This window comes from Thermoleptolyngbya sichuanensis A183 (assembly GCF_013177315.1).
Classification (GTDB): domain Bacteria; phylum Cyanobacteriota; class Cyanobacteriia; order Elainellales; family Elainellaceae; genus Thermoleptolyngbya; species Thermoleptolyngbya sichuanensis.
Map to the genome: position 1 here is coordinate 2,768,079 of NZ_CP053661.1, position 13,691 is coordinate 2,781,769.

The window sequence follows — 13,691 nt, forward strand, 5'->3', positions numbered from 1 at the left end:
TCTAGATTTATGAAAAACCATCTAGCAGCACTCATTTCGGGCATTCTGTTCGGCTTTGGGTTAGGACTATCGCAAATGATCGATCGCGATCGCGTTCTCGGATTTCTCGATGTAGCAGGTGCATGGGACCCAACGTTGCTGTTCGTTTTGGGAGGGGCAGTTGGCGTTACGCTGATTGCGTTCCGTTTTGTACTCAAGCGATCGCGTCCCTTATTTGCCGATAAATTTTATCTTCCTACTAAACGAGAGCTTGATTTGCCGCTGGTTGTGGGTGCGGCAATTTTTGGCATCGGCTGGGGGATTTCGGGCTACTGCCCAGGGCCAGCGATTGCAGCACTGGTTTTAGGAATTTGGAATCCGGTTTTGTTCTTGATTGGCATGATTGTGGGTTCTCTTGCTCAAAAATGGACAGTAGCTCAAAGTCAAACTGGCCAGAAGACCGAGTTGAGATGAAAGGTCTGAAACCTAGTGGTTGGAAAAACAAACGAGTTAGCTGCAATTCGAGATTCTGACCAGAAGCAGCAATGCTCACAAGGGCGATCGCTCTGAGGAAACTTTTCAGCGCCCCATCCAAGCGTTATTGCTTGGATGGGGGTAAAATCTGCGTCTTTGTACAGCAACTTAATCGAGTTCAGCGAGAAACACGCCCAAAGCTTGTTGCCCACAATTGCCTCTCATTTTTCTCAGCACATGCTGGGCATAGAGTCAGACATTTTAATTGCCAATGATTTCTATTGATAAAGTTGGTAAAACTTCACACCTTGGTTTAGTTCAATACATTTTCCAGCTTCATCTAGTTACAAACTCTACAATTTGAGCATTTGCCAAATAGCACGGCCATAAGGATTTTCAGCTACTTCAAAATTCAGGCTCAAGGATATCTGCTATATGTAGTAAAGTTTTGTTGTTCAGTTATAAGCACTAACCCAGACAGTTATGAAGATCAGCGCTCGGAATGCAATGAAAGGCACTGTAAAATCAGTGGTTTCTGGCATGGTGACAGCAGAAGTTGTCATTGAGGTAGCTCCAGGGCTGGAGGTGTCCGCTGTCATCACTAAGTCATCGGCTGAGAACCTGGGGCTGAAGGTGGGCGATGAAGCCTACGCCGTGGTCAAAGCTTCCGACGTGATGGTGGCTGTGGATTAGGCTACTGCTTTTGGGCCACGATGTGGAAGATGTGCCAGTGCTTGTCTTCCCCCAGGGCAGTTTTGCCAGGGTGATTTTCTTCCTCTAGCCATTCGACAGTGAAAGGTTCTAGCAGTTGATTGATCTCGATGCGACTGTGGTGGGTGAGGTCAGCATAGGCCGCCCAGGAATCCTGGTCGCCAAAGAGTTGTCCGCAGAAGCGCCCCCCGGGAGATAGAGCCACCACAATTTCCTCCCACAGGTAGGCAAAGTGCTGGGGCAGGCAGAAGGGCAGGCAAAAGCTGGCGTTGATCAGGCTCACCGCTGGGGGAAGGGTGAGGTTCTCGAAGCGCTGGACACGGGTCTCTAGGTAGGTGCGATCGCAGTCATCCCGCTGCCGCAGGCGGGCGATCGCCTCTGGATCACCATCGATAGCCAGCACTCGCCAGCCCCGGCGCAGCAGTTCCACGGTGTCGCGCCCGTTGCCGCAGCCCAAGTCCACCGCAAACCGAGGCAGGGGGTTGGGGTCTCGGGCAATGGAATCCAGCGCTCGGGTCAGGGTCGTCCGGGGAGGCCGCCCTTCCACTGCTTGATAGTATTGCTGCCAGCGGGTTTCAAAGTTCATTGCTGCCTCCGCGGCTGAGGACAGATCGCCCATCGGCCAACGCTTTAAAAAGTCACACATGGGGGTTGGGCTGGCTAGCCCCTCCGAAGTGCAAGGATTCGAGGACAGGTTTCGAGATCGGGGGTCGGGGTGGCAACGGTAAGGCCGATCCAGCGATCGATCGCCTCGGAGTCGAAGCCAGCGCGGCGATCGCCCTCCACCTCCAGCAGCGGGCGGCGGATCATCAATGGGTTCAGCACCATCAGTTCTAGGGCAGTGTCAGCATCAAGTTGGGCAGGCACGACCACCCCAGCGGCGATGGCCGGAGCGCTAGCGTTGAACCACTGGGGCACAGGCAGCCCAGCAAAGAAGGGGCGCAGGCGATCGCAAGTCCACGGCTCGGTCAGCAGGTTGCGGGCGATCACCCGATGCCCTGCGGCTTCCAACAAACGCTTTTGGCGGGCGTTGTTGAAGCAGCCGGGTTTTTCGTAGAAGATGACTGTGGCCATGGGGAACCTCTTGGATCGGTGGGGCTGGGTCGAGGCTTGCGGATGGGCTGAGAGAGATGGGGTTAGCGGGCGATCGCCGGAAAGTCTGCCTTCAAAATCTCCAGCCAGTTGGCAATGCGCTGGTCAGTTTTCTCGCTTTCATTTACCTCATCCAGGGGCAGGCCCACAAACTTGCCGTCGCGGATAGCAGTGGACTTTTCAAAGGTGTAGTCTTCCGCAGAAACCGCCCCGACGATAGTGGCTCCCAGTGCCTTGAACTGGTCGTATAGAATGCCCAAAGCCCCAACAAAATGCTTGCTGTGACCTTCACAATCGCCGGGGCCAAACAGGGCAATGGTCTTCCCCGAAAAGTCGGGCTTGTCCATCTCCATGTCGAATATAGGTTCGCGCCAGTCGTTCTGCAATTCGCCCGCCCCCCAAGTGGAGCAGCCGAGGATCAGGTAGTCATACTGGAGCAGGTCATCTACGCTATCGTAGTCGGTCTCCATGCTGTAAAGGTCGCAGTGGTCTTCACCGATCGCATCTCGAATTTTTTCAGCAATTTCTTCGGTAACGCCAGAAGTGCTGCCGTAGAAAAGTCCAATGTCTGCCACGGGTTTACTCCTTGAAAACAGGTAGAAGGTAAAGAGAATAGGTTGGGTACTAAGTAGATAGACCAGATTAAAAAACAGATCCTGAACCCTGCGCCGCCCGCTGCGCGAGCGGCGCAGGGTCTCTGGGTTTTATATTTATTAATGTCCACCTACTTATCTGCTTTGTAGAGCCACTATCTTTCTAAATTTTGGCGGCTGTTTCTTTCCTCCAAATCAGATTGGGGGCCTACTAGTCGCACGTAGATCGCGCTCACCAGCAAAGGCGGTAAGGTAAGATGTCCGTCTTCGGTGCGAATCATGAAGTTGGGGTGTCGCTGGGTAACGGCAATGGTTTTTCCCTGAGTTAAACCAAGAGATTGCAGGTGAGAAAGAATTTGGGAATCGGTCTCGGTAAAGCGAGCAATCGTGCCGCGATCGCCCACATTGAGAACCTGTAATGCTGCTCCTGCAACTGTAAATCGATTAAACATGACGCAACTCCAGCGAAAGGATTGGGTCAACCATAGGCTGCATCCATATAGCAATGCCCCCCTCAATCGTCAAATTAAATACGCCTCCATATGGGTCTTAATCGTGCAGTCTGATCGCGGATACGATGAGCAAAGTACGATGAAGCCCTTGGCAATCTGCTCGTCGTCTAGAAAAGACTGCTCCTCCTGATTAACCTCGCCTTCGACCAATTTGCCAACGCAGCTAGAGCAAGCGCCCGACCGACAGGAGAAGGGTAGGTCAATGTCGTTCTCTTCTGCCGCGTCAATGATGTAAGTGTTCTCATCCACCGGAATGGTGACATCAATATTGCGCTTCTTGTTGATTAGACGAACTTGATATGTTTTCGTCATGGTAGGACTCCTTTGAGGGGCAGTTTGTGGATGTTGAATTTTGAGTGCTGAGTCAAATTCCTGCATTCAAGCCTAAAAACGCAGCCCAAAAACTCAATGCTCAAAACCTTTAACTACAGGGCACTCCAGTAGGGCTGCAATCGCCCGCCGCCTGGAACGATTTGCCGCAGCCGCAGGTGGCAGTGGCGTTGGGATTGGTGAACTTAAACCCACTCTCTAGCAGGCTATCGATGTAGTCCACCACAATGCCGTCCAGCAGGGGCCAGCTAGTGGGGTCCACAAAAACCTTCAAACTGCCCGATTCCACAACCCGATCGTCGGGCTTGGGAGCGTTGGCAATTTTAATATCGTACTCATAACCATTGCAACCGCCGTCTTTCACCGCCAAACGAACGCCGCGTTCGGGAGTGTAGTCCGGCGTACCGCGTAGGAAGGTACGCAAGCGCAGTTCGGCGAGTTCGGTAATCGTGATAGTCATAGCAAATGGATAGGTAAGAATTAGATGGGTAAGGGGGTGGATGAATTTTGGATTGGCGATTCTAGATTTTGGCAGTGCTGTGTGTGAAATAGGCATTGCCCACCGCTACCTCAGGGTGGACCGCGAGAAAAGGTCATGGGCTAACTCCTCGCCATTACTACGGGAATAGTGCGATCGCCCTTTGCCTTCACCCCACCGCACACCGGACAATCCGGGTCGTGGTAGGCACGGCGTTTGGCAAACTCTGCCCGCGCCAGATCCATAGTGAGGAGCTGACCCAGCAGCGGCTCGCCCAGGCCAGCGACAAGTTTGATCGCCTCCAGGGCCGCGAGGCAAGCCAGAGTGCCCGACACCGCCCCCAGCACCCCAAAGCCCCAGCAATCCCACTCTGGCTTTTCGGGAAACAAGCACGACAGGCAGGGGGTTTTCCCCGGAATCACAGTGAGCAAGTAGCCCTCCATTGCGTTCATCGCCGCTTCCACCATTGGCTTGCCCCAGCGCACACAGGCGGCGTTGAGCAAATCGCGCTCTTTGAAGTCAAACGCACAGTCTAGGGCGATGTCTGCCCGCTGCACCAGACCATCGATGTTTTCAGCAGTAACATACTCGCACACCGCTTCAATCTCAATATCCGGGTTAAAGGCGGCCAAGGCCTGCTGGGCCTTGAACACCCTGGGCTTACCCACCCAGTCATCGGTCATTAGCACCTGACGATTCAAGTCATCCCGCTGGAGATTCCCCCCCCGCACCAAAATCAACCGCCCCACCCCCGCCGCCGCCAGATACAGCGCTGCTGTGCCGCCCAGCCCGCCCACCCCAGTCACTAGGGCGGTAGCGGATTTCAGTCGTTCCTGAGACTCCTGGCCAAAGCCAGGGAGCTGCATTTGACGGCGGTAGCGCTCGCGCTCGGTAGGTGAGAGTATTGCGTGGGGTGTTGGCATAGCAGGGAGTTGGGAAGATAGGGATGGAAAATTTTGAGCTTGCAGCTTGAAGCTTTGACTGAAATTCACAGTTCAAACCTGCAAATTCAAAATGTCTTATTCGACTTCAATTTCAGAGAGAAGGACGACATTTTTGGGTTTGTTGTTGAAAACTTTGAACAGTTTTTGCTGAAGAGGCGACGAGGTTTGGAATAGGCTGTAAGCCTCCTGCAACAGTTCTCGGTACTGGTTAAAGGTGGCATCATTTGCCATATCTGGATTTTCGACTCCCTTCTCTTGCATCAGTCGGGAAAATTTTTGCAAGATGTGTAGGCGGTTGACGTTGAGAAACTGTGGGTCGTAGGGCAGTCCAAAAAACGCAAAGTAGTCCTCAGCCTGGGTAATTTCATTAAAGGTCGTTACTTTAGAACTCATTGGGCTTGCTCCAGGGTGTGCAGTTGTTGTTTCAAGTCGCGCAGTTGACAATAGACCTCGTAGGTGCGGGCTGCCGCATCGGGCAAAAGATCTAAATTGGCGGGCAGACCTTCAGCAATATCGTGCAGATCCATCTTGAGTTGCCCAGCTTTGCTATTGAGCTTTTTGATTTGGGCCTTGAGAGCGTCAATGGTAGAAGAGTCAGTGGTTAGCATTGGAGATTTTCGATTGGGAATTTCGGATTAGACAAGAGATTAGGCAAAAATTGAGAGTTAGAGATTGGGGATTTGGATGATTTTTAGAATCAGAGATTTTACGAATTAGCCACGCATCCCTCCCGGCTCCGCCAGCATCTTTCCAGCCAGTCCACCCGTTCCTGGCGAGAGCAGGAAAACTGAAACAGGGCACTGCGAACTAGCAATAGCGCAAGGGCGTGGTTGACCTCTACTCGAAGAGTGCCATCTGCCGGGCAAGCGCAGGGGATATTCAAATCTCGCAGGCGGTAGTAGATTGACCAGCGATCGCATCGGTTCACTGAAATCATGTGTCCCCAACCGGAGACAGAAGAAGACGAGTTCATGGCACTAGCTCCACGGGGATAGAGGCAGACTGTCTAAGTTGGCTCACCTGGGTTTCCAAGGTTTCGATGCGATCGAGTAGGGCGCGGATCGTCCTCGCTTCAGCATCGGGCAGTTGGGCATGATCCAGGGGAGCGGTGGCAGTGTTGCAGCGGCAAACGTTGCGGCTGGGCACACCAACCGCAGTGCAGTGGGCAGGCACCGATTGCAGCACCACTGCCCCGGCCCCAATGCGGGCGTAGTCGCCAAGGGTAATGTTGCCAAGCACCTTGGCCCCGGAACCAATCACCACATGACTGCCCACAGTGGGGTGGCGCTTGCCAGTCTCTTTGCCAGTTCCCCCCAAGGTGACTCCCTGGTAAATCAGGCAGTAATCGCCCACGATCGCCGTCTCACCAATCACCACACCCATGCCGTGGTCGATAAAGACACCCCGGCCAATCTGGGCACCGGGATGAATGTCGATGCCCGTGAAAAAGCGGCTGAGGTGGGCGATAAACCGGGGCAGAAAGGGGATGCCGCGATCGCACAGTTCGTGGGCTAGGCGGTGGGCCACCAAGGCGTGCAAACCGGGATAGCAGCACAGCACCTCCAGCCAGTGACTCGCCGCCGGATCGCGTTCAAAGATGATGGCAAAGTCTTCCCGTAGAGCAGCCAGAATGGGCAGCCGCTTGGGGATATCGACCGAAGGCTGGGTAAAACCGCGAGGAAAGGAGAGAAACATAGCTCCAGTGGAGGCGTTTTGTTTCTCTGCTTATAGCAATGACTTCTAAGACTGCCAGTTGAGGGCTAACTCATCCAGATGACTAAACCAATTACAACTGCACTCAGTCCCAAATCCCTTATCGATCCAGGGGGAAAAGTTTTTGATGGCTAAGGGGACGGGTATTTCTCATCGTAGGAAGGCGCATTTTTACCCCTGGGTTCAAGCATTATGTACTCACTGAAAAGTCTTACTCATCAAAGACTTTAGCTGATTTGGTCAGTGGGCAAGATTCTGTCTATTATGCACTCAGGGTTAGGGGCTTCCAAAGCTACAATTGACCCTTGACACAAAAAACTGTAGCAGATTTATCAGAAGCTTCTCTCTTTAATTCAGAAATCCTTAACATCTGTTGCCCTTGAAGAAAGTAAGCCAACTAATGAACCGTCTGACAAACCATCTGAATATCTGAAGTCTGCTCCTATCTCCCTAAACCCCTGAGAGACGCAGAGAACTGAAATTTCAAAGTCACTCTCCAAGAAAGTCACTCTCTAAGGGAAATTTGGGCTTGAGGTTACCCAGTTATCCAAGTCAGCAAACCCATCGCGCTCTGGGCATCCAAAACATTTCTTGACTCACTAAAAGTAACGTTGATGACCATTACGCTCGGCAGACAGCCAAGATCGATACAGTTTAATATTTGGCACTTGAAAACAACGCTTCATTCTGTAGTAAATAATGCCAAAATGTGAGCTTTGAGTACTCAGAAACCTCAGCTAGTTAAAGCATTAGACCAATGCTAAATCCTTTCTCCAATGGGCACTTCATCTGAGTACAGAAATACAGCATTCGGCTGTTGAAATACCAGCATGGCTCCAGGGAAATACTAGCCCCCCACCCTGCCAAAAAAGATCAGGGCTTCTGTAATCCGGGTGTCTGGCAGTTAAGTACACCGCTAATCATTCAATCAACTCTACCGGGACAAGCAACCAAAGTAGCAAAATTCCCGTTGCTATAACTCTTTCAACGCCGAACACCCCAGCGTTACTCGATACCTGAAAGGGGACTCAGCAGATGGCAACGTCAACCTCAGCTTGGTTAAAGCTAATAACTTTGACACGCTGCCCTGTCAGTACCTAAACAGCAATCGAACGGCCCACCGATTTCCTCGCGATACCACCCACGCAGGGGAATCGCCCTTATCAGCACGTTGCTGGCTGATAGGTTTTGCTCCCTGTAGGGCATCCACCAGCCAGCGACGGAAATTCTCCAGCCCTTGTCTGGCTGCGCCGCCATGAGTTCCAACCCCGCCCTATCCACCCCTACCTCCCCAAACCCATGACGCCACCGCCATCCTCTGCCATGACCTCCGCGCCCACCGCGACGCCCGATCTGGACATTACCCTGACCAAGACTAAAACCGTGATCAAGCCAGCGGGTGGCGGCTGTAGTACGACCGCCTCTGGCTGCACCACCAAAACCGACACTGCCCTTAGCGAGAGCTTGCAGGCCCGCATTGAAAAGCACCCCTGCTACAGCGAAGAGGCCCACCACCACTACGCCCGGATGCACGTCGCGGTGGCCCCTGCCTGCAACATCCAGTGCAACTACTGCAACCGCAAGTACGACTGCGCCAACGAGAGCCGCCCCGGTGTGGTCAGCGAACTGCTTACCCCCGAAGAGGCCGCCCACAAGGTCTTAGTGGTGGCGGGCAAAATTCCCCAGATGACGGTGCTGGGCATCGCTGGCCCCGGCGACCCCCTGGCCAACCCCGAAAAAACCTTCCGCACCTTTGAGCTGATCGCCGAGCAGGCCCCCGATATCAAACTCTGCCTCTCCACCAATGGCTTGATGCTGCCGGATTATGTGGATCGCATCAAAGCGCTAAATGTCGATCACGTCACTATCACTATTAATATGGTGGACCCCAGCGTGGGCGAGAAGATTTATCCCTGGGTTCACTACCGCCGCAAGCGCTATCGGGGCCTTGAGGGGGTACGCATCCTCCACGAGCGGCAGATGGAGGGATTGCAGGCTTTGAAAGAGGCTGACATTCTCTGCAAGGTCAATTCCGTCCTCATCCCTGGCATCAACGACACGCACATGCCCGAGGTGAATGCTGCCATTCGGGAGCGGGGCGCATTTTTGCACAACATCATGCCGCTGATTTCGGCCCCGGAACACGGCACCTACTTTGGACTGAATGGGCAGCGCGGCCCTAGCCCCAAGGAACTGAAGCAGGTGCAGGATAACTGCGCTGGCAACCTGAAGCTGATGCGACACTGTCGCCAGTGCCGGGCCGATGCCGTGGGTCTGCTGGGCGAAGACCGCAGCCAGGAGTTTACCAAGCAGAAGTTTATGGCTATGCCCGTGGACTACAGCCTGGAAACCCGCCAGGCCGTGCATCTTAGCATTGAGCAGGCCAAGGCCGCCGTGGCCGCCAAGAAGCAGTCCGCCGCCCGCGTTCCCGGTGAGCGTTCGGAGGATTCGCCCAAGGTTCTCGTTGCCGTGGCCACCAAGGGCGGCGGCATCGTGAACCAGCACTTTGGCCACGCCAAGGAATTCATGATCTACGAAGTGGATGCTGCCGAGGCTCGGTTCATCAGCCATCGCAAGGTGGCCGACTACTGCCAGGGCGGCTATGGCGAAGAGGCGATGCTGACCGGCATCATCGACACCATTGCCGACTGTAAAGCGGTGCTGGCGGCCAAGATTGGCCCCTGCCCCAGCAAGCGGTTGCAGGAAGCGGGCCTGGTGGTGGTCGAAGACTACGACGTGATCGAGACTGTGGCCCGCAGGTTCTACGACGAGCATGTGTTGAAACGATAGGTCGATTTTGGATTTTGGATTTCGGATTGAAAAATCCCCTCCAGAGTTCAAAATCTCCAGTCCAAAATCCCCACAAATCCACTCCCCTTGGAGGCTCCCATGCCCTACACCATCACTCAAAGCTGTATCGGTTGTCGGCGCTGCCTCTCTGCCTGCCCCACTGGGGCGATTCAGACCGATGGCAGCACAAAATTCTGGATTGCGAGCGATCGCTGCAACCAGTGTCAGGGAACCTACGGGGTGGCCCAGTGCTGGGCTATCTGCCCTACCAACGAGGGCTGTGTGCCGCTGACCAGTGGCGTGGCGGCGGTGCCATTGTCCTCAGCGTCAGAGCGATCGCCCGACTACTGGGAGGCCTGGTTTGCCACCTACACCCGCATGGTGGCCAGGCTCCGGGGGGTGCAGGAGTCGAGCTATTGGCACCACTGGTTTGATACCTATTCGCAGGCTTTGAAGCGATTGCAAACGGCCCATTGACCCTTACCCCCAGCCCCTCTCCCTGAGAGAGAGGGGAACCGGAAGAACAATCTCCCCAATCCCAAATTCCCAATCCCAAATTCCCTAACTGCTATGGTCACTTATCTCGACAACAACGCCACCACCCGCACCGACCCCGACGTTTTGGCGGCGATGCTGCCCTACCTGAGTGAGCTATACGGCAACCCGTCGTCGATGCACAGTTTTGGCGGCCAGGTAGGAGCGGCAATTGAAACTGCCCGGGAGCAGGTAGCGAGCCTGCTGGGGGCCGAGCCGACGGAGATTATCTTCAATAGCTGCGGCAGTGAGGGCAACAACACCGCCATCCACGCTGCCCTGGCGGCCCAGCCGGAGAAGCGCCACATTATCACCACAGCAGTCGAGCACCCGGCGATTTTGGCGGTGTGCAAGCACTTGGAGAAGCGGGGCTACCAGGTGACCTACCTGTCGGTGAATAGTCGGGGCGAGCTGGATCTGATGGAATTGGAGGCGGCGATGACTGGTGGTACAGCCCTAGTCACTACGATGTATGCCAACAACGAAACCGGGGTGATCTTCCCGGTAGAGCAGATTGGGGCGATCGCCCAGTCCTACGGGGCCACCTACCACGTCGATGCCGTCCAGGCCGTCGGCAAGGTGCCGATTAACCTGGCCACCAGCCCCATCGACCTGCTCACCCTCTCCGGCCACAAGCTCCACGCCCCCAAGGGCATCGGCGCATTGTATGTCCGTAAAGGCTTCCGCTTCCGTCCCTTCTTGCTAGGAGGCCACCAGGAGCGGGGCCGCCGGGCGGGCACCCACAATGTGCCAGGCATCGTAGGCCTGGGCAAAGCAGCGGAACTGGCCCAGATCCACCTGGCTCATGTCCAGCGCGAAGCCGAACTGCGAGACATGCTGGAACACGGCATTTTGACCACCATCCCCGATACCGTGGTCAACGGCGGCGGTGCCCCCCGCCTGCCCAACACCACCAACATTGGCTTCAAGTACATCGAAGGGGAAGCCATCCTGTTCATGCTTAACCGCGAGGGTATCTGTGCTTCCTCCGGCTCTGCCTGCACCTCCGGCAGCCTCGACCCTTCCCATGTGCTGACGGCTATGGGGCTGCCCTATACCATCCTCCACGGCTCGATCCGCTTCAGCCTTTCCCGCTACACCACCGAAGCCGAAATCCGCCAGGTACTCACTGTCATGCCCGAAATTGTGGAACGCCTGCGGGCCCTATCGCCCTTCAACAACGATCAAGTGGAGTGGCTGCAAGAGCGAGATTTAGCCGTTGCAACCTAAGGCAATTTTGGGTTTTAGATTTTGGATTTTGGATTGCTTGCTTCATCCAAAATCGCCAATCCAAAATTCTCGCCAACCCCCCGCCCTCTGGGCACCTCTTCCAGAAGGGGACTGCCTCACCACAATCCCAAAATCGCCAATCCCAAATCCAAAATTCTTTCATTCCCCCGAAACTGCCATGTGGGACTACTCCGAAAAGGTACTCGAACTCTTCTACAACCCCATCAACCAGGGCACCATCGATGACCCACAGGAACCCGATGTGGCGGTGGTCTACGGTGAAGTGGGCAGCATTGCCTGTGGGGATGCCCTCAGGCTGCACCTGAAGATTCAGCAATCCACCGACAGCATTTTGGATGCACGGTTCCAGACCTTTGGCTGCACGAGTGCGATCGCCTCTTCCTCTGCCCTGACCGAAATCATCAAGGGCAAAACCCTAGACGAGGCATTGCACATCACCAACCAGGACATTGCCGACTTCCTCGGCGGCCTGCCAGAAGCGAAAATGCACTGCTCGGTGATGGGCCAAGAGGCCCTAGAGGCAGCGATCTACAAGTATCGCGGCATCGAAGTGGAGCACCACGAGGACGACGACGGCACCCTGGTCTGCACCTGCTACGGCATCAGCGAGAAGAAGATCCGCCGGGCGATCGCCGAAAACAGACTAACCACCGTAGAGCAAGTCACCAACTACGTCAAAGCCGGGGGCGGCTGCGGCTCCTGCCTAGCAGACATTGAGGACATTCTGCTGGACATTCAACACTCGGCAGAATCCGTAAAAGTCGCCCCCACCCTCACCCCGGAAAAGGAGCAAAGCACCCAAGCCTTACCTTACCCCTCCACCCCCCTCACCAACCTGCAAAAAATTACCCTGATCCAGCAGGTGATCGACACCGAGGTGAGGCCCCTGCTGCTGGCCGACGGCGGCGATGTCAGTCTGCACGATGTCGAGGGCGATCGCGTCCTAGTTAAGCTCCAAGGGGCGTGCGGCTCCTGCCCCAGCAGCACGCAAACCCTAAAGTACGCAATCGAGGCCAAGTTAAAGGATTTAGTCTTACCCTCCCTCATCGTCGAAGCAATCTAAATTTCGACACTCCATAAGTTTTCCCAAAATCCAAAATCACCAACTCCAAATCCCCTTACCCCTCCTCTCACCCATGCACCCCTCTATCCCCCGCGCCGGGCGCGACCCGCCGGCCCTCCTCCAGGCCCTTGCCTGATCCGAATTGACGAACGTTTCATTACCCCTCAATCCGAAATCAAACCCAAGGAGAAATCCCCCCATGCGACAGATTGCATTCTATGGAAAAGGCGGCATCGGCAAGTCCACCACCTCCCAAAACACCCTAGCCGCCATGGCCGAAAAGGGCCAGCGGATCATGATCGTCGGTTGTGACCCCAAAGCCGACTCCACCCGCCTGATGCTCCACAGCAAAGCCCAGACCACCATCTTGCACCTAGCCGCCGAGCGCGGTGCAGTGGAAGATTTGGAACTGGACGAGGTGCTGCTCACTGGCTATCGCGGCGTCAAGTGCGTCGAGTCCGGCGGCCCCGAACCCGGTGTCGGCTGCGCTGGACGGGGCATTATTACCGCCATCAACTTTCTAGAAGAAGAAGGCGCGTACGAAGACCTAGACTTCGTCTCCTACGACGTACTGGGCGACGTGGTCTGCGGCGGTTTCGCCATGCCCATCCGGGAAGGCAAAGCCCAGGAGATCTACATCGTGGTGTCGGGCGAAATGATGGCCATGTATGCAGCCAACAACATTGCTCGAGGCGTGCTGAAATATGCCCACTCCGGCGGCGTGCGCCTGGGCGGTTTGATCTGCAACAGCCGCAACACCGACCGGGAAATTGAGCTGATCGAAGCCCTGGCCGCCAAGCTCAACACCCAGATGCTCCACTTCGTGCCCCGCGACAACGTGGTGCAGCACGCCGAACTGCGCCGCATGACGGTAAACGAGTACGCCCCCAACAGCAACCAAGCGAAGGAGTACGCCCAACTGGCCGACAAGATCATCAACAACAAGAATCTCACCATCCCAACTCCTATTTCGATGGACGAGCTAGAGGAGTTGCTGATTGAATTTGGCATTCTCGATGGTGATGAAGAGTACCAGAAGGCTCTGGAGGCCGACAAGGCCCTGGCAGTGGTCTAGGTTTCTGGGAGCAGATCCCAGGGTTCTGAGCCAGGCGCTAGGTCAAACAATTCCCCCCGACAGAATCCTGGGATCTTTTCCCAAAGCTATACAGGCGCATCGCCGTGCGCCCCAACCCCCAACTCAAACCCATCCACCCATCCCGTCCACCC

Annotated in this window: 18 protein-coding genes; 7 read left to right on the plus strand and 11 right to left on the minus strand. The window is 55.2% G+C overall.

All coding sequences use genetic code 11. The features are described from left to right. Window positions 1–9 precede the first annotated feature (9 nt). Window positions 10–453, plus strand: coding sequence for a YeeE/YedE family protein (locus HPC62_RS11560; RefSeq protein ID WP_172355800.1), 444 nt, complete (start codon window positions 10–12; stop codon window positions 451–453). 540 nt (window positions 454–993) lie between these two features. Further along, window positions 994–1,146: a TOBE domain-containing protein gene (locus HPC62_RS11565; protein WP_255548762.1), complete on the plus strand. Its 153-nt coding sequence runs from the start codon at window positions 994–996 to the stop codon at window positions 1,144–1,146. 1 nt (window position 1,147) lies between these two features. Here HPC62_RS11565 and HPC62_RS11570 read toward each other — a convergent pair whose 3' ends face one another. From HPC62_RS11570 to cysE, 11 genes are all read right to left on the minus strand, one after another. Beyond that, the gene (locus tag HPC62_RS11570; RefSeq protein WP_225910539.1) at window positions 1,148–1,750 is read right to left on the minus strand and encodes a class I SAM-dependent methyltransferase; all 603 of its coding nucleotides are present in this window, start codon (window positions 1,748–1,750) and stop codon (window positions 1,148–1,150) included. 74 nt (window positions 1,751–1,824) lie between these two features. Continuing rightward, complete coding sequence (locus tag HPC62_RS11575) at window positions 1,825–2,238, minus strand: ArsC/Spx/MgsR family protein (protein WP_172355806.1); 414 nt, start codon at window positions 2,236–2,238, stop codon at window positions 1,825–1,827. A 62-nt stretch (window positions 2,239–2,300) separates the two neighbouring features. Further along, window positions 2,301–2,831 carry a flavodoxin gene (locus HPC62_RS11580; protein ID WP_172355808.1) on the minus strand — a complete coding sequence of 177 codons (531 nt, stop codon included), beginning with the start codon at window positions 2,829–2,831 and terminating at the stop codon, window positions 2,301–2,303. A 173-nt stretch (window positions 2,832–3,004) separates the two neighbouring features. Then, the gene (locus HPC62_RS11585; protein WP_172355810.1) at window positions 3,005–3,301 is read right to left on the minus strand and encodes a FeoA family protein; all 297 of its coding nucleotides are present in this window, start codon (window positions 3,299–3,301) and stop codon (window positions 3,005–3,007) included. A 69-nt stretch (window positions 3,302–3,370) separates the two neighbouring features. Next, on the minus strand, window positions 3,371–3,673 hold the full coding sequence (locus tag HPC62_RS11590; protein ID WP_068516893.1) for a 2Fe-2S iron-sulfur cluster-binding protein: 303 nt from the start codon (window positions 3,671–3,673) through the stop codon (window positions 3,371–3,373). A gap of 109 nt (window positions 3,674–3,782) precedes the next feature. After that, window positions 3,783–4,151: a HesB/IscA family protein gene (locus HPC62_RS11595; RefSeq protein WP_172355812.1), complete on the minus strand. Its 369-nt coding sequence runs from the start codon at window positions 4,149–4,151 to the stop codon at window positions 3,783–3,785. A gap of 140 nt (window positions 4,152–4,291) precedes the next feature. Then, window positions 4,292–5,092 (minus strand): HesA/MoeB/ThiF family protein, encoded by an 801-nt coding sequence (locus tag HPC62_RS11600; protein WP_172355814.1) that lies wholly within the window; start codon window positions 5,090–5,092, stop codon window positions 4,292–4,294. A 96-nt stretch (window positions 5,093–5,188) separates the two neighbouring features. Further along, entirely contained in the window at window positions 5,189–5,506 is a 318-nt protein-coding gene (gene nifW, locus HPC62_RS11605; RefSeq protein ID WP_172355817.1) for a nitrogenase-stabilizing/protective protein NifW, read from the minus strand. Next, complete coding sequence (locus tag HPC62_RS11610; protein WP_172355819.1) at window positions 5,503–5,721, minus strand: CCE_0567 family metalloprotein; 219 nt, start codon at window positions 5,719–5,721, stop codon at window positions 5,503–5,505. Before HPC62_RS11610 ends, nifW begins: the two co-directional genes overlap by 4 nt. Before the next feature lie 98 nt (window positions 5,722–5,819). Beyond that, a complete protein-coding gene (locus HPC62_RS11615; protein WP_172355821.1) occupies window positions 5,820–6,086 on the minus strand; it encodes an Asr1405/Asl0597 family protein in 267 nt (88 codons plus the stop codon). Then, a complete protein-coding gene (gene cysE / locus HPC62_RS11620) occupies window positions 6,083–6,808 on the minus strand; it encodes a serine O-acetyltransferase (protein WP_172355823.1) in 726 nt (241 codons plus the stop codon). The genes HPC62_RS11615 and cysE overlap by 4 nt, the downstream gene beginning before the upstream one ends. 1,317 nt (window positions 6,809–8,125) lie before the next feature. Between cysE and nifB the strand changes: the two genes are divergently transcribed. From nifB to nifH, 5 genes are all read left to right on the plus strand, one after another. Further along, window positions 8,126–9,616, plus strand: coding sequence for a nitrogenase cofactor biosynthesis protein NifB (gene nifB, locus HPC62_RS11625; RefSeq protein ID WP_172355825.1), 1,491 nt, complete (start codon window positions 8,126–8,128; stop codon window positions 9,614–9,616). Window positions 9,617–9,715: 99 nt separating this feature from the next. Next, complete coding sequence (locus HPC62_RS11630; RefSeq protein WP_172355827.1) at window positions 9,716–10,093, plus strand: 4Fe-4S dicluster domain-containing protein; 378 nt, start codon at window positions 9,716–9,718, stop codon at window positions 10,091–10,093. Between the two features lie 93 nt (window positions 10,094–10,186). Next, complete coding sequence (gene nifS / locus HPC62_RS11635; protein ID WP_172355829.1) at window positions 10,187–11,380, plus strand: cysteine desulfurase NifS; 1,194 nt, start codon at window positions 10,187–10,189, stop codon at window positions 11,378–11,380. A gap of 178 nt (window positions 11,381–11,558) precedes the next feature. Next, window positions 11,559–12,464 carry a Fe-S cluster assembly protein NifU gene (gene nifU / locus HPC62_RS11640; RefSeq protein WP_172355831.1) on the plus strand — a complete coding sequence of 302 codons (906 nt, stop codon included), beginning with the start codon at window positions 11,559–11,561 and terminating at the stop codon, window positions 12,462–12,464. Between the two features lie 199 nt (window positions 12,465–12,663). Then, on the plus strand, window positions 12,664–13,539 hold the full coding sequence (gene nifH / locus HPC62_RS11645) for a nitrogenase iron protein (RefSeq protein ID WP_172355833.1): 876 nt from the start codon (window positions 12,664–12,666) through the stop codon (window positions 13,537–13,539). Window positions 13,540–13,691: the final 152 nt, after the last annotated feature.